The 16,058-nt window shown below is 65.7% G+C and carries 12 protein-coding genes; 5 read left to right on the top strand and 7 right to left on the bottom strand.

Translation table 11 applies throughout. The features are described 5' to 3' along the window. Nucleotides 1-73: 73 nt before the first annotated feature. Nucleotides 74-2,296 (bottom strand): HelD family protein, encoded by a 2,223-nt coding sequence (locus ACP8JZ_RS06595; protein WP_306517859.1) that lies wholly within the window; start codon nucleotides 2,294-2,296, stop codon nucleotides 74-76. Nucleotides 2,297-2,746: 450 nt separating this feature from the next. On the opposite strand from ACP8JZ_RS06595, the gene ACP8JZ_RS06590 reads away from it, so the two are divergent. Next, nucleotides 2,747-3,166 (top strand): Hsp20/alpha crystallin family protein, encoded by a 420-nt coding sequence (locus ACP8JZ_RS06590; RefSeq protein WP_021105719.1) that lies wholly within the window; start codon nucleotides 2,747-2,749, stop codon nucleotides 3,164-3,166. Between the two features lie 284 nt (nucleotides 3,167-3,450). Here the strand turns inward: ACP8JZ_RS06590 and gcvP are convergent, their stop codons facing one another. The 3 genes from gcvP to gcvT form a co-directional block, all read right to left on the bottom strand. Beyond that, complete coding sequence (gene gcvP, locus ACP8JZ_RS06585; RefSeq protein WP_484482284.1) at nucleotides 3,451-6,459, bottom strand: aminomethyl-transferring glycine dehydrogenase; 3,009 nt, start codon at nucleotides 6,457-6,459, stop codon at nucleotides 3,451-3,453. Nucleotides 6,460-6,503: 44 nt separating this feature from the next. Beyond that, a complete protein-coding gene (gene gcvH / locus ACP8JZ_RS06580; protein ID WP_021104299.1) occupies nucleotides 6,504-6,878 on the bottom strand; it encodes a glycine cleavage system protein GcvH in 375 nt (124 codons plus the stop codon). 187 nt (nucleotides 6,879-7,065) lie between these two features. Continuing rightward, entirely contained in the window at nucleotides 7,066-8,190 is a 1,125-nt protein-coding gene (gcvT, locus tag ACP8JZ_RS06575) for a glycine cleavage system aminomethyltransferase GcvT (protein ID WP_306517421.1), read from the bottom strand. Between the two features lie 269 nt (nucleotides 8,191-8,459). Between gcvT and ACP8JZ_RS06570 the strand changes: the two genes are divergently transcribed. After that, nucleotides 8,460-8,942 (top strand): DUF3040 domain-containing protein, encoded by a 483-nt coding sequence (locus ACP8JZ_RS06570; protein ID WP_306517420.1) that lies wholly within the window; start codon nucleotides 8,460-8,462, stop codon nucleotides 8,940-8,942. A 22-nt stretch (nucleotides 8,943-8,964) separates the two neighbouring features. On the opposite strand, the gene ACP8JZ_RS06565 is transcribed toward ACP8JZ_RS06570, so the two are convergent. The 3 genes from ACP8JZ_RS06565 to ACP8JZ_RS06555 are packed head-to-tail and all read right to left on the bottom strand — an operon-like array spanning nucleotide 8,965 to nucleotide 13,437. Continuing rightward, nucleotides 8,965-11,220 carry a transglutaminase TgpA family protein gene (locus tag ACP8JZ_RS06565; protein WP_484482283.1) on the bottom strand — a complete coding sequence of 752 codons (2,256 nt, stop codon included), beginning with the start codon at nucleotides 11,218-11,220 and terminating at the stop codon, nucleotides 8,965-8,967. Beyond that, complete coding sequence (locus tag ACP8JZ_RS06560) at nucleotides 11,217-12,512, bottom strand: DUF58 domain-containing protein (RefSeq protein ID WP_306517418.1); 1,296 nt, start codon at nucleotides 12,510-12,512, stop codon at nucleotides 11,217-11,219. Before ACP8JZ_RS06560 ends, ACP8JZ_RS06565 begins: the two co-directional genes overlap by 4 nt. Before the next feature lie 4 nt (nucleotides 12,513-12,516). After that, the gene (locus tag ACP8JZ_RS06555) at nucleotides 12,517-13,437 is read right to left on the bottom strand and encodes an AAA family ATPase (protein WP_036903176.1); all 921 of its coding nucleotides are present in this window, start codon (nucleotides 13,435-13,437) and stop codon (nucleotides 12,517-12,519) included. A 211-nt stretch (nucleotides 13,438-13,648) separates the two neighbouring features. On the opposite strand from ACP8JZ_RS06555, the gene mraZ reads away from it, so the two are divergent. The 3 genes from mraZ to ftsL all read left to right on the top strand — a co-directional run bounded on the left by mraZ (nucleotide 13,649) and on the right by ftsL (nucleotide 15,972). Continuing rightward, the gene (gene mraZ / locus ACP8JZ_RS06550) at nucleotides 13,649-14,077 is read left to right on the top strand and encodes a division/cell wall cluster transcriptional repressor MraZ (RefSeq protein WP_323455856.1); all 429 of its coding nucleotides are present in this window, start codon (nucleotides 13,649-13,651) and stop codon (nucleotides 14,075-14,077) included. Between the two features lie 267 nt (nucleotides 14,078-14,344). Then, a complete protein-coding gene (gene rsmH / locus ACP8JZ_RS06545) occupies nucleotides 14,345-15,502 on the top strand; it encodes a 16S rRNA (cytosine(1402)-N(4))-methyltransferase RsmH (protein ID WP_484482282.1) in 1,158 nt (385 codons plus the stop codon). Beyond that, on the top strand, nucleotides 15,499-15,972 hold the full coding sequence (gene ftsL, locus ACP8JZ_RS06540; protein ID WP_484482281.1) for a cell division protein FtsL: 474 nt from the start codon (nucleotides 15,499-15,501) through the stop codon (nucleotides 15,970-15,972). Before rsmH ends, ftsL begins: the two co-directional genes overlap by 4 nt. Nucleotides 15,973-16,058: the final 86 nt, after the last annotated feature.

Below are 16,058 nucleotides of genomic sequence, written 5' to 3'. Positions count from 1 at the left end.
CCAGTACGTCATCGACCGATGTGGCACGAGGCTCCGGTGCGTGGGGGCACGTGCATGGGGTCTCTGTGCCTGCTCATCCCTGCCACAGGGCCTGCTGCCAGGGCTCGGTGTCCACCGACTGGCGGTTCGAGTCCGCCACCCCCAGGACGACGAGTCGTTGGGTCGCTCTGGTGAGGGCCACGTAGAGCACGCGCACCCCTCCGGGAGACTGGGCGACGATCTGCTCGGGATCGACGACGAGAGCCGCGTCGTACTCCAGCCCCTTGGCCTGCATGGTCGTCACGACGAGCAACCGATCATCCTGCCGGGCAGTGCGCACGGCGTTCGTCTCGGGCAACCGATGCAGTGTCTCCTCGACATGGTCGGCCAGCGCTGGCGGCACGACGATGCCTACCGTGCCGGCCACCTGGCTCAGCAGGATCCTCGTCTGCTCCAGCAGCTCCTCGTCCAGCTGGGCCCGGGATGTGATGGTGCGCACCGGGTCGACGCCGGTGGAGCGCACCGCCTCGGGCAGATCGGCATCCGGCTGGGCGGTGACGATCACTCGGGCGGCGAGGTCGAAGACCTCGGCGGGGGACCGGTAGTTCTTCGACAGTCGGAAGGTGCGCAACGGGGCGCTGCCCACCAAGGCGTCGATGGCGGCCTGGGTCTCCTCGGGGAACGGGTAGGCCGATTGGGCTGGGTCGCCGACGATCGTCCACGAAGACTGCGGACCGCGCCTGCGCAGCATGAGCCACTGCATCGGTGTGATGTCCTGGGCCTCGTCAACGAGGACGTGGGCAAAGGTGTCATGAAGTTCGGTCTCGTCGGTCCCACGACGGTCGGTGAGGACGTCGGAGATCGTCACCAGTTCGTCGACCGACTGCGCACCACTGAGGAAGATCGGTTCGGAGATGTCCGGGTCGACCGGGGCAGGGCCCATGATCGCTGCGAGATGATCCAGCAGGGCGATGTCGGCAATACTCCACGTGCGTCGCCCCTCGTCATCGGCAGGTGGGATGGATGCGGTGAGAACCCTCCGATCCTCCGGTGACCAGTCCGGGGTCACCTCGGTAGTGACCTCGTCGTGCTCCAACCGGGCCAGTACCTGGGGGGCGGACAGTGGTGGCCACCACGCATTGAGGAACATGCGGTAGGAGGCCTGCGAGGTGACGAGCTCGTCGAAGTCCTCCCGCGACAGGTCGTACCTGGCGATCGTGTCGGCGGGCATGAGGTTCCACAGCTGGTCGAGCAGGGACTGCTCGACCGAGTGACGGGCCAGGTTGTAGGGCTGACGTCCCAGGATGTGCGAGCGAGTGGTGCGCAACCGTTGCGCTGGAATCGTCAGTACCTCGGCCTTGACGGTGACGCGCAGTCGCTGTTCCCGTGGATCGGCGGTCATCGGCAGACTCACCAGTCGTTCGAGGACGTCGACCATGCGCAGACTGCCCTTGATGGTGGCTGCCCGGGACTCGTCGAGGCGATCGGAGCTGAACCCCAGGACGTCGGAGGCCACCTGCCCCATGGAGCGCAGGGTCACCGAGTCCTCCCCTAGGCTGGGCAGCACCCGCTCGATGTAGTTCATGAACACCGAGCTGGGGCCGACGACGAGCACGCCGCCGTTCTCCAGTCGGGTGCGGTGGGAGTACAGCAGATAGGCGGCGCGATGCAAGGCGACGACGGTTTTCCCGGTGCCGGGGCCGCCGGTGATCATCGTCACCCCCTGGTAGGGGGCTCGAATGGCCTCGTCCTGTTCGGCCTGGATCGTGGCGACGATGGAGTGCATCTTCGTGTCACGGGCCCGACTGAGCGCCGCCATGAGGGCACCCTCACCAATGATCGGCAGGTGGGACGGGTTCTCGGTGTCGATGAGGTCGTCCTCGATGCCGAGCACCTTCTCGTCACGGCATCGCAGCACTCGGCGTCGAACGACCCCCATGGGATCCGACGAGGTGGCGCGGTAGAACGGCTCGGCGGCGCGAGCCCGCCAGTCGATGACCAAGGGTTCGTAGTCGGCGTCGCGTACCCCGATACGACCGATGTGACGCACCTCGGCGTCGTCGGCAAGGTCCAGACGACCGAAGACCAAGCCCTCGTGCTCGGAGCTGAGGATGGACAGTCGACGCGCGGCGTTGAAGGCAAAGGCGTCGCGTTCGAACATCGCCGTACCGTCCTCCTCGCGCACCCAGGTGGTGCGGTCGGAGTGGTAGATCTCGTTGCTGGCCCGGGCCATCCTGTGGGCCTTGGCCTCGTCCACCTCGAGTTGGGCGTGGACGCGATCGACGTGCTCCTGCTCGATCGCCATCTCCCGCTTCACGACGTCCTCGGTGGGGAGGTCGGGGGGAGTGGGGGTGTGTCCGGCAGGGGCGTTCGACATCTTCTGGGATGGGTCAGCGTGCAAGATCGATCCTCGAGCAGCGGGTCTCTCGAGTACGCGGGCTCGAGAGTCTTTCTGGGTGAGGACACATTTTATGTCGCCGTCAGGTGCTCTGCCAGCCGGAGCCGCAGCTTCGTGCCGGGAAGGGTCTGGGCCACGCACGATGCCAGCTGTCTCCAGCGGGTTGCTGCACTGCCCTGTGCCGGGAAGGGCCTGGGAGTCCTTCTCAGGGGGCATGTCTGTGAAGATCCCGACCGATGACACACCAGTGCCAAGAGATTGAGTCGATCTGACTCAACTTTCACTTGTGTTTTCTGGAACGGTGTCTAAAGTTGAGTTTGTAAGGCTCAAGAGGGCCGCGAATCAGCAGTTCCACATGGAGGAAACATCATGAACCGCACCTTTGACCCGTTCCACGACATCGACCGTCTCTTCGCCGAGGCTGCTCGGACGCCGGCTTCGGTGGCCATGCCGATGGATCTCTACCGGGACGGGGACAAGTACGTTGCCGCCATCGACCTGCCCGGTGTCGATCCGGCAAGCATCGACATCGACGTCGAGGAGGGCACCCTCACCATTCGTGCCGAGCGTCGCTCCCATGCCGGCGAGGATGCCCAGTGGCTGTCCCGTGAGCGCGCCGTCGGCACCTTTGCCCGTCGTCTCAACCTGGGCAGTGGACTGGCCACCGACCGCATCAGCGCCGACTACTCCGACGGCGTCCTCAGCCTGACGATCCCGGTCGCCGAGGCTGCCAAGCCACGCAAGATCCAGGTGCAGCACGGCACCAGTGGTACCAACGAGATCGCATGATGAAGTAGGAGGACGATCCTGCCCTCGTGGTGACTGAGCCATCGAGGGCACAGATCGTCCGAGGGCAGGAGAGTTCTGTCCCAGAGAGATTCGGGGCCCCCGACCTGTTGGGTCGGGGGCCCCGAATCATGTCCTGCCCCGAATCATGTCCTCTCGGCTCGAGCGGTTCGGTCCAGTCGGGACTCGGCCAGCCGTGTCCGGTCCAGCTCACCTGTTCGTCGTCGATTCGTCAGCCGATTCCGACCGGCTCAGCGACAACTCGACCTGAGCGGCAACCCTCATCGCTACTCGGCGGCAGCCGACTCGAAAGCCTCCGGTGGTGGACAGGTGCACACCAGGTGGCGGTCTCCGTAGGCATTGTCGACCCGCCCCACTGGCGGCCAGTACTTGGCCTGGATACGGGTGATCTGGCCCATGTGCATCCCGGTCTTCGTGCCACGTTCCCGGGTGGCGATCACCCCGGGGTACACCGCGAGCCGACGCGAGTACGGGTGGTCCCATGCATCGACCAGTCGACATGCCGGGTGCGGTGCGTTGACCAGCGGGTTGTCGTCGGCGGGCCACACCCCGGCCTGCACCTTGCGGGCCTCGGCGACGATGGCGAGCATGGCGTCACAGAAGCGATCCACCTCGGCCAGGTCCTCCGACTCGGTCGGCTCGACCATGAGGGTGCCTGCCACCGGGAAGCTCATGGTCGGGGCGTGGAAGCCGTAGTCGATGAGACGTTTGGCGACGTCGTCCACCGTGATTCCCGTCTCGTGGGTGAGTGGACGCAGGTCCAGGATGCACTCGTGGGCGACGAGGTCGTTGCTGCCGGTGTAGAGGATCGGCACGGCGTCGCGCAGCCGATGGGCGATGTAGTTGGCGTTGAGCACGGCTTGCCCGGTGGCCTCGCGCAGTCCCTCCAGCCCCATGAGACGGATGTAGGCCCACGAGATGGGCAGTACCGATGCCGAACCGTAGGGGGATGCCGAGACGGCCAGTCCGTCGTGGGTGATCGTTCCACCATCGGCAGTGGGGTGCTGGGTGCGGGTCATCTGCCGGTGGCCGGGCAGGAAGGCTGCCAGGTGGGCCTTGGCAGCAACCGGGCCGACGCCCGGCCCGCCGCCACCATGGGGGATGGCAAAGGTCTTGTGCAGGTTGAGGTGCGAGACGTCACCGCCGATCTCGCCGGGGCGTGCCACCCCGAGCAGGGCGTTGAGGTTGGCCCCGTCGATGTAGACTTGGCCGCCGGCCTCGTGCACCATCTCGCAGATCTGGCGCACACCCGGCTCGTAGACGCCGTGGGTGGAGGGATAGGTGATCATGATCGCGGCGAGCTGGTCACGGTGCTCGTCGATCTTGGCGGCAAGGTCGTCCAGATCGACGTTCCCGCCGTCGTCGGAGGCCACGACGACGACCTTCATCCCGGCCAGCGCTGCCGAGGCGGCATTGGTGCCGTGTGCCGAGGAGGGCACCAGGCAGACGTTGCGCTGGCCGTCGCCGCGGGAACGGTGGTAGCCACGAATGGCCTGCAGACCGGCGTACTCTCCCTGGGAACCGGCATTGGGCTGCAGACTCACCGTGTCGTACCCGGTGAGCTGGGCCAGCCAGGTCTCCAACTGGTCGATCATCTGCAGCGTCCCTTCGGCGTCCTCGGCAGGGACGAACGGGTGCAGACCGGCGAACTGTGGCCAGGAGATGGCCTCCATCTCCATGGCGGCGTTGAGCTTGAGGGTGCACGAACCCAGCGGGATCATGCCACGGTCCAGGGCGAAGTCGCGGTCGGCGAGCCGCTTGAGGTAGCGCATCATGGCCGTCTCGGAGCCGAAGCTCGTGAACACCGGGTGGGTGAGGTACTCGGTGGTGCGCACCAAGGACCGCGGCCATCCCGAGCCGGCGCTGTCACTCGAGGAGGCGGTGGAGTCGTTGCCGGTGGCTGGAGCACAGTCAGATCCACTGGGCAGGCCGGTACCGCTCAGCAGATTGGCCAGGGTGACGATGTCGTCGTCGGTCACGGTCTCGTCCAGCGAGATGCCCAGTGTGTCGTCGTCAACGAGGTCCAAGGTGAACCCCGCTTCGCGACAACGGCTCCACAGCTCACCGGCTCGTGTCGGCACATTGACCCGGATGGTGTCGAAAAAGGCTGCCGTGGTGACGGTGAGGCCGCCTGCTCGCAGGGCGTCGGCCAGTCGGACCGTGCGCCCGTGCACCTCGGTGGCGATCCGACGCAGCCCGGCTGGGCCATGCCAGACGGCGTACATGCCGGCCATGACGGCAAGCAGCACCTGGGCGGTGCAGATGTTGGAGGTGGCACGGTCGCGTCGGATGTGTTGCTCGCGGGTCTGCAGGGCCAGCCGATAGGCCGGGTTGCCGTCCGTATCGACCGAGGTGCCCACCAGACGACCGGGAATCTGACGTTCCAGGCCTTTGCGTACGGCCATGAAACCGGCGCTCGGACCACCGAACCCCATCGGTACCCCGAACCGTTGCGAGGAACCGATGGCGACATCAGCTCCCAGATCACCCGGAGCACTCACCACGGCCAGGCTCAACAGGTCACACTCGGCCACGGCAATGCCCTTGGCCTGCCTGACGGCGGTGAAGACCTCCGAGGGATCCCACAACTCGCCGGTGGCATCGGGGTAGGCAGCGAGCACCCCGAAGCAGCCGGCCTCGACGGCTGGCTGCCACTGGGAACGGTCACGCAGGTCGACGGCGACGATGTCGATGCCCAGGCTGGTGGCGCGGCCAGCCATGACCTCACGCACCTGATCGAAGATCTCGCTGTGGACCAGGAAACGATTCGTCTTGTTCCGGCTGGCTCGACGGGCCAACAGCATTGCCTCGGCGGCGGCAGTGGCCTCGTCGAGCAGGGAGGAGTTCGCCACCGGAAGGGCCGTGAGGTCCGCGATCATCTGCTGGAAGACGATGAGCGCCTCCAGGCGTCCCTGGGAGATCTCGGCCTGGTAGGGGGTGTACGAGGTGTACCAGGTTGGGTTCTCCAAGATGTTGCGACGGATCACCGCAGGGGTGATCGTGCCGTGATAGCCGCGTCCGATGAGAGCCTTGGTGAGGTGGTTGCGCGAGGCCATCCGACGTAGTTCGGCAGCCACGGACTGCTCGTCGGCAGCTGGCGGGATCGACGGGGTCTCCACCGGTACCAGGATGGTGCTCGGTGCCGCCCGGGCGATCAGGTCGTCAAGGTTGTCGGCACCGACGGCCTCGAGCATGGCCGTCTGGTCCCGGCCGACGACACCGAGGTGTCGTGAGACGAAGTCGTGTGTCGGGCGGGACGATTCGGAGTCAGACATGTTTTTCCTCACTTCAGCGTGCAGCCCCAAGGATGTGCGTGAACTCAGGCTTCCTTGGTGAGCTCGTCGTAGGCGGCCTTGTCGAGCAGGTCGTCCGGAATCTCGGTGACCTTGACCTTGAACAGCCAGGCTGCGCCGAACGGATCGGAGTTGACGAGTTCGGGGGAGTCGACGATCTCCTCGTTGGTCTCGGTGACCGAACCGGGGACCGGGCAGAACAGGTCGGAGACCGACTTGGTGGACTCCACCTCGCCGACGACGCCGTTCGCCTCGACCTCGGTGCCCACCTCGGGCAGGTCGACGTAGACGACGTCGCCCAGGGCTTGTGCGGCATAGGTGGTGATGCCGACGGTGGCGATGTCACCGTCCACGGCGACCCACTCGTGGTCCTTGGAGTAGCGAAGATCGGTCAGTTCCATGATGTTCTCCTCTGGTTGGGAAAGGTGTGGTTCGAGAAAGGTGTGGTCCGGTGGGATGCTCACCACCCCTGAAGGTACCGGACCAGATCTGACACTGCTGGGTCAATCCCTGCTACCCGATCAGGTTGACGTCTCATCAGCTCCTGAGATCCTGTCAGGTGTGAGCCCCATCGGGGCTGGGACCTCGTCAGGATCGTGTGTAGAACGGAAGATCGACGACCGTCATGGGCAGCAGCTTGCCCCGCACGTCTGCATTGAGCTCGGTGTCAACCTCTGCCTGACTCGCCTCGACGTAGGCCAGGGCGATGGGGTGGCCAAGAGTGGGGGAGAGGATCCCGGAGGTGACGATGCCCACCTCGGTGCCTGCGGCGTCCTTGACGGCGTACCCCGCCCGGGCGGCACGGCGTCCCTCACCTGCCAGACCGACAAGCACGCGGTCACCGGACTCGTCTCGGGCCTCCAGGGCGGAACGTCCGACGAAGTCGCTCTCCTTCTTGAAGCTCACGACCCTGCCGAGCCCTGCCTGGGAGGGGAAGGTCTGCGTGGTGAGCTCATGGCCGTACAGTGGCATCCCGGCCTCCAGGCGCAGGGTGTCGCGGCAGGCCAGACCACACGGCACGACGCCCTCGCCGCCAGCGTTCTGCAGGCTGGTCCACAGGGCTTCGGCCTGTGCATTTGGCACGTAGAGCTCGAATCCGTCCTCCCCGGTGTAGCCGGTACGGGCCACCATGATCGCGGCACCCTGCCACGTGCCGGTGAGCACCCGGTAGTACCTGAGGTCACGGACCTCGTCCGGGGCGAGGCTGGTGTCTGCCCGGCCCAGCGTCCGGAGCAGGATCTCGGCCGATGCCGGCCCCTGCAGGGCGATGAGGGCGGTGCTGGTCGACTCGTCGGTGACGGTGACGTCGAATCCGCTGCAGCGTTCGGTGATGGCAGCCAGGTCAGTGGTGACATTGGCGGCATTGGGGATGACGACGTACTCGTCGTCGGCAACGTGATAGGTGACGAGGTCGTCTGCGACGGTGCCCCGTTCGGTGAGGAGCAGGGAGTACTTGGCGCGCCCCATGCTCACGCTGGAGAGCTTGCCGGCCAAGGCGTGGTCCAAGGCCTCACCAGCCTGCGGACCGGCAACCCGGACCTCTCCCATGTGCGACAGGTCGAAGAGTCCCGCGCTGGTGCGCACTGCTCGGTGCTCGGCGAGGTCTGATGTGTAGCGCACTGGCATTCGCCAGCCAGCGAAATTGGTGAAGCTGGCACCGAGCTTCTCGTGCAGCCCCTCCAACGGGGTGCACAGCAACTGTTCTGCAGCCATGGATCCTCCTCATGGTGTCGCTCGTCCTTGGCAAGGTACGATGGGATGCTGTGTCGGGTCTCTCCGCCATGGAGTTCGTCCGGGCATGAGTATGCCATGACAGTCCTTGTGCATGGGCACATGTGGTGGGAGAGTCCCTGCGAGGCGCCAGTGGTTCCATCACGTGAAAGACGGAACTACACTTGAAGCACTGAGCCAGGGCTCGCCCCCCACCGGGTGAGCGCAGGAATTGGCATCAATGGGTCAAGGCCGTCCCCAGGAGGTTCGACGTGGCACTGTCAGCAGAGGAACGCAGGCGTCTCGCCGAGCTCGAGAAGTCACTGGCCCAGGACGATCCGACGTTCACCCAGCACTTCCAGAGTGAATCCCGCACCCAGCGCAGGTCATCGCGCAGCAGGTCGCGACGGCGCGGCGCACACCCGGCAGCCCGAGTGGGCGGTGTGCTCGTCGGTCTGATCCTGCTCGTCATCGGGGTCGCCGTGCCGTTCGATTCGAAGATCATTGGCCCGGTGGTGAGTGTTGCCGGGTTCGTCGTCATGTTCGTGAGCGTCCTGTGGGGTTCTGGTCTGGACGCGGACAGGAGTTCTGGACATGCCGGCGCCAAGGGCTCCCGATCTCGGAGCAGGAACGGCTCGGCTGGTCAGGGCAGAAGTGGGCGGGCACAATCCGGCAAGTCGGTCAAGGAATCCAGAACATCCTTCACACAGCGCATGGAGGACCGCTGGCAACGCCGTTCCCGCGGTGAGCTGTGAGCAATGGCTTGAGTTCCGGAACCTACCTGCGACTACCTCGGATGAGGGAGGTTGGCATCCACACCGCCAGCCAGTGTGGCCGGCGACTCGGCTGTTGGGCCAGAGCGTCGCGTACGGTGTCGACGTCGTGGACGACCTTGTCCCGACCCTGGTCATCGAGGTCGATCGACGGGGCGTACCGGGCTCGCTCATCCAGCAGACACAGCCGCTCCAGTGCGCCACGAGCCTGTTCGGGCAGTTCGCCGGCCATCTCCTGGCACTGCTGACGACTCGTGGCGTGGGCCAACGGCAGGCCGTGGTCGATCCAGCATGCCTGCACCTCCTGCCAGGCGCCGCGAGCGAACGCGTCGGGGTCGTCGCGATGCAGACGCCATCGACGCACCACCATGCGCGTGAGCATCGGCACGCACAGCAGCACCATGACGACCAGGATCCAGACGATCACGGTCCATGGCACGCCACTGCCGTGATCGCTGTCGTGGCTCGTGGCGTCCGGGGAGGGAGCAGGGGAGGCCTGGGACGAGGCCGAGGTCGAGGGCGAGCTCGACCTGTTCGCCTCGGGGCTCTGCGGAGCGGTCGAGGGGGCGGCACGTCTGGGATTCTCCACCGTCCAAGCTGGAGGTTGGGCCACTGCAGCAGTGGGCTCGAAGCGCACCCACCCATAGTTCTGGAAGTACAGCTCTGGCCAGGCATGCATCTGCGATGCTTTGACGAGCCGCTGTGATCCGTTCTGTGAACCGGGCAGGAATCCCACCGACATTCGAGAGGGAATCCCTTCGATGCGTGCCATGAGAGCCATGGCGGAGGCGAAGTGGATGCAGTATCCCGAGTGAGTGTCGGTGAGGAAATTCGTGAGCACATTGTAGCCGGTGCCCGGTGGTGCCGTCGTGGAGTAGTGGAATCGTCCAGTGTCCCGCAGCCAGGCCTGGATCGCCGTGGCCTGGGCGACTGCGTTCTTCCTGGATCCAGTGATCGAGTGGGTGAGCGAGATGATCTGTTCGGGTACGTCGTCGGGCAGTGCGTACAGATCGGGATCATCGGGTGTGCCGGCTGCCGTCTTCTCGAAGGTGAACGCGTCCGGCTCGGGTTCGGTGGCCTGCACCGAGTAGTTGAGTCCTCGGGTGGCCTCTGCCCGGTTGGTTGCCGTGGAGACGATTGCCAATGTCTGTGGATCCCACGACCATGTGTTGGTGCCGACGCTGCTGGACAGGGGGGCGTATGGCGCTGGGAGGTACTCCGAGTCGAGGTGACGGATGGTGACGTCGATCTTGTGGGTGCTGCTCGGGCCAGTGAGTCCCGGAACCGACTGGGGCTGTTCCTTGGTGAGGTCGGTGGGGTTGAGATGCCATCCGCTGGCATCAAGCTTCGTCAGTGAGGCGATGCGCAGATATTCCCCGTCCTTGGCCTGGGAGGTGTAGCTCAGTACGGGTGCGGACGAGGGGTCGTTGAGGTTCTTCTGCAGGTCCAGGGTGGGATCCGTCAACTGGATCGGTCCCTCGCCGTGCGGGCGGGGCGTGACGATCTCGACATGACCGAAGGTGGGTAACGCCGAACCGATGACCAGGGACAGGGCCAGTGCCGGAATGGCAAAGACCGTTCCCATGCCGGCAAGTGCTCCCGAGGCTCCGCGCAGTCGAGCCGTGGGAGCGGAGTCGTGGGTGACATTGCGGGTCCACTGCCTGCTGTCGATCAGTTGATCGGCAAGAAGGATGAGCAGGTAGGCGCTGGCCATGGCCACGAAGGTCCACCACGGCGCGTCCCGGGTGTCCGTGATCGCCGGAATGAGGTACATCGACAGCAAGGCGGCGAGCGACCATGCGGCGTTCGCGAGGCTGATGACGAGCAGATCGGCCAGCACGCTCACCAACCCGATGACGACGGTGAGGATCCAGCGCACCCCCGGATCGGGAGGCAGGGGAGCAGGTGAGACGCGCAGCACCGTACTGGTGTGGATGAACAGTTCCTTGAGCGCTGGCAGCCAGGCTCCTGCGATGCCCAGGGATCGTGTCGCCGACAACCCGGCCCCGTAGCTCATCGCCAGCACACCCAACAGTTGCCACAGGTGGATGACACCGGCAGGTGTGTTGAATCGGCGGGACACGGCGGAGATGGCTTCCACGATGATCGTGACTGCTGCCATGACGACCCACAGGAGTGCGTCGTCGATGATGGGGAGGAAGCACAGGGAGCCGAGCATGATCGCCACACAGATGACGATGGGCATGACGACGACGCGTGTCCGCGTCGCGGAATTGGATGTGGTGGAGCGATCCGTCATCGGGCGTCCTCCTGGGGATCGAAGGTCGACCAGGTCTGGGAAATGCTGCTGCGGTTGGTGGCACGAACCACTCGCCACCCGTGAGCCTCCAACTGGGTCACGGCCTTCTCGTGCTCATCGGCCTCCTCGGCTGTGCACCGGAATCGGCGGGCGGTGAAGGAGTCGGTGTCCATGACGATGGCCAGGGCCAGCGGACGGCCCACCCTCACCCGGGTGAGCCGCTCCACGTCGTCCAAGGTGAGGCGCGCCAGGATCGCGATGATCGTCTCGCTGGAGTCTCCGCCACTGATGCTGGTGATGCCACCGTCCAGGGTGCTCGAGCCCGAGACCTGCACCATGGTGAGGGCAGTCAGTGAGTTCTGGCGTGCCGTGACGACCGATCCCCCCGTGGTGGTCAGCAGTGGCTGGTCGGCATCACACAGCCGTACTCGGTATCCCGCAGAGATCATGTGATCGGCGATGGAGGCCCCAGCCGACACCATCCACTCGAAGGAGGCCTTCGGACCGCTGCCGGTATGGCGTGCGGCACGTGAGTCCAGCAACAGGGCGATGGAGGGGTCCCAGGCCTGTTCCTCGCGACGCACCATGAGATTGTCATGGCGGGCACTGGAGCGCCAGTGCACTCGACGCAGGTCGTCCCCCTGGCGGTACTCACGCACCAGGATGTCATCCTGGCCCTGGGCACCGACCTTGCGGGGGGTGGAGGACCCCGACCTGCCGGCTCCGGCCAGTGAGTTGAGCGGGGCGAGGGGATGCACCTTGGGGGTGACCATGAGGTGGTTGACGGTGCGGAAGGAATGGTCGGCGTAGGCCGTCCGGAACGGGTCGCAGGTGCGCACCAGCAGAGGCCCCACGCCGTAGTAGCCGCGAGCCTGCCCCTCCAACCAGTACTGGACGGTACGCCGCCAGCTTGCCGACAGGGTGTGGATGGCGAATCGGGGCGCGTCGCCCAGGGCGCGCGGAGTGGTTTCCTCGAATCGCAGGATCCCCACTGGCAGCCCAGCCCTGCGCACCAAGGTCGTTGTCACCTCGGCGCGTTCGTCGATGGCGATCGTTGCCGGTTCGATGCGACGCTGACAGCTCATGTGCAGCTGGGTGGCGGCGACCAGCACCATTCCGAGCACGGGCAGGAGCACCAACAACATCCCGACCCATGCCAGGTCCGGCTGCCCCATCCCCAACGATGCGATGGTGATGACGACACCGCTGACGAGGAAGACCCAGCCTCGCGTCGTGACGCTGAAGGGGACGCCCGATGGGTCGGAGGGTGTGCGTGATGGGATCCGTCCCACGACGTCAGGCCTGTTCTGGGACGGGGGTGGAGGTGAGGATCTGCGAGACGATGTCCACCGGGCTGATCCCGTCCAGCTGGGCTCGGGTGGACGGCAGCAGACGGTGTGCCAGCACCGGGATGGCCATGGCCTGCACGTCGTCGGGGATGACGTAGTCGCGCCCGGCCAGGGCTGCCTTGGCCCGCGCCGTGCGGATGAGGTGCAGGCTGGCACGAGGGGAGGCCCCCAGTCGTACGGCATCGTGGGAGCGGGTCGCCGCCACAATGTTGACGAGGTAGTCCTTGACGACATCGGCCACGTAGACGGAGCCCACGACATCGATGAGCTCGGTGATCCTCTCACCGTGGGTCACCGGGTACAGCTCGTCCAGCGGATTGTGTGCACCGTGGCGCTCCAACATCTCCAACTCGGAGTCACGCGACGGGTAGCCCATGGTGATGCGCGTCATGAAGCGGTCGCGCTGCGCCTCGGGGAGCGGATAGGTGCCCTCCATCTCGATGGGGTTCTGGGTGGCGACAACCATGAAGGGGCGCCTCAGCTCGTGGGTGACGCCATCGGCGGACACCTGACGCTCGGCCATGGCCTCCAGCAGGGCGGACTGGGTCTTGGGTGAGGCACGGTTGATCTCGTCGGCCACGACGACGTTGGCGAAGATCCCCCCGGGCTTGAACTCGAACTCGCGGGTCTGCTGGTTGAACACGGACACGCCGGTGATGTCGGCGGGCAGCAGGTCGGGAGTGAACTGCATCCGGTGCACGGTGCAGTCGATCGAGCGTCCCAGGGCGCGAGCCAGCATCGTCTTGCCCACTCCGGGGACATCCTCCAGCAGCAGGTGGCCGCCGGCCAGCAGGGTCACCAGAGCGGTCTCGATCTGTTCGGTCTTTCCATCAATGACGCTGGAAATTGCGGCCGTGACGTCATCCATCACGGTCACGAGGTCCTGCACCGACTCGATCACTGTCCTTCTCCTCTTCCGGCACGTCCGACCACCAGATCCTACCCGCGCTCCGAGATGCGTCCACCTGTGTCTGATTTCTTCTCCCATCTGGACGGGGGATAGGTGAAAGTGGTGCGTAGTGGAGTATGGTGGAGGCAAGTGGAGCGAACTGGCGCGATCGTGAGCAAGGAGGTGCCCGGTGTTCCTGGGTACGTACACTCCCAAGCTCGACGAGAAGGGCCGGTTCTTCCTGCCGGCGAAGTTCCGGGAAGAGCTGGATGAGGGGCTGGTCATCACCCGTGGCCAGGAGCACTGCCTCGCGGTGTACCCCATGTCCGCCTTCGTGGAGATGACCCGAGAGATCGCCAAGGGGCCGGTCAGCGTGAAGAAGGTTCGTGACTACCAGCGCATGCTGGCGGCCGGGGCCAGCGACACTGCTGCCGACAAGCAGGGACGAGTGATGGTTCCTCCCATGCTTCGGCGCTATGCCGGGCTGGGAAAGGAGATCGTCATCGTCGGTGCGATCACCCGAATCGAGATCTGGGACGCCGCCAGGTGGGAGGAGTACTCCACTGCTCAGGAGGCTGATTTCGCTCAGATGAACGAGGAGGTCTTTGCCGACGAGTGAGCCCTCACCATCGCGGTGGGGTCGAACCGACGGTGCGGTGTTCGAGTCGCGGGCAGTGGCTCCGGGCTGACGGACTGGTTCTGACGCATCTTCCCCTGCGTCAGAGTCACTGCAGGCCGGAACCTCCGTTCACGACTCGCATGGCCGTGCTGGCGTCGTCCACCGTGGCTCGACGACAGGGGTGGGGCTCGGCGACAGGGGTGGATCGAGTGTGACGGGCTGAAGGATCGTGTTGACGGGCCGGACCGAGTGGCAGGGAGGACGACGATGAGTGGTCAGGCAGACCCCAGTCTCGACAGCAGTACCAGCCCCGACGTCATCACCGGCTCCGACACACGCGCTGCCGTACGTTCGGAAGGCCCCGAGGCATGTGCCACGCCCTCCAGCCCAGATCCAGGTGCCGGCGTGGACCACGCGGCCACCGAAGACGTCGGCAACGACATCGATCCAGCGCAACTGCACGTCCCCGTCATGAGGGATCGCATCGTCGAACTGCTCTCCACCTCCCTCCACCGTGCTGAGCAGGGCTATCTGGCCGGAGACCGGAGCCGCCCGGTACATGTCGACGGGACCCTGGGTATGGGCGGTCATGCCGAGGCCATCCTGGCCAGCTGTCCGCACACCGTCCTTGTCGGCATCGACCGCGACACCCAGGCCCTGGACCTGGCCCGACGCCGATTGGAACGTTTCGGTGAGCGTGTCACACTCGTCCATGCCGTCCACGACGAGCTTGCCGAGGTGCTCGACGACCTCGGCCACCCCAACACCGACTCGATCCTGCTCGATCTCGGGCTGTCCAGCCTGCAGATCGACCGGGCCGAGCGCGGATTCGCCTACTCGGTCGACGCGCCACTCGACATGCGCATGGACCAGAGTGACGGGCCGACAGCAGCCGAGCTCCTCAACACCGCGGATGTGGACGAACTCACCCGGATCCTGCGTGGGTGGGGTCAGGAGAAGTTCACCGATCGGATCGTCCGGGCCATCGTCGCTGCCCGTGCCGCAGAACCCATCACCACATCCGGCCAGCTCGTGGGGATCATCACCGAGGCCATTCCCGTGGCTGCTCGTCATCAGGGTGGGCACCCGGCCAAACGGACCTTCCAGGCCCTGCGCATCGCCGTCAATCACGAGATGGCCACCCTGCAGCGAGTCATTCCCGAGGCCCTGGAGCGACTTGCGGTGGGGGGACGCTTCGCCGTGCTCGCCTACCACTCCCTGGAGGATCGCCCGGTCAAGGACGCCTTCCGCTCGGCGGCCAGCGACTCCGCCCCGCCAGGTCTGCCCATCATCCCGGAATCCATGCAACCCAGGTTCACCCTCGTCACCCGAGGCGCCGAACGCCCCGACGAGGACGAGCTTGCCCGCAACCCCCGATCTGCCTCCGCACGCCTGCGCGTCATCGAAAGGATCAAGCCAGCATGAGCGCCGAGTACGCCCCCACGCCGTCCCGGCAACACTCCAGGCCGGTTCGGATCCTGCGTGGACTGCCACAGACAGCTGCTCGCACCTCCACCCTGCCGTTCATCGTCGCCATGGCCGTCATCCTGGCCGTGGGAATCGTTGCCGCCCTGGTGCTCAACACCCAGATCCAGGACCAGTCGGTGCGTATCAGCCAGCAGAACACCCGGATCGCCGAACTGTCCCACCAGGAGTCGGCACTGTCGGCACAGGTGGATCGACTGCGCTCCCCGGCCCACCTGCAGGTTGCAGCACAAGAGCTGGGCATGGTCCCGAACCCGTATCCTGTCTTCGTGGATCTGCGTAGCGGGAAGATCGTGGGGAAGGCCACCCCAGTCGTGGGTGACGAGGTGCCAAGCGTCACTGGTTCGTCCAGGCAGGCCAAACTCGTCGTCCCCGATGCCAAGTCGGGTTCGGGAGCTGCTCAGCGGTGAACCAGCGACCAGGCACTGCCGGACATCACAGGCGTGGCCCTCGTCGCGAACCGGCGAGACCCACGTCACGTCGAGGGAATCCGCGT

This window comes from Cutibacterium sp. LaCa_286 (assembly GCF_057198075.1).
This window is presented reverse-complemented; position numbering and strand designations above follow the sequence as displayed.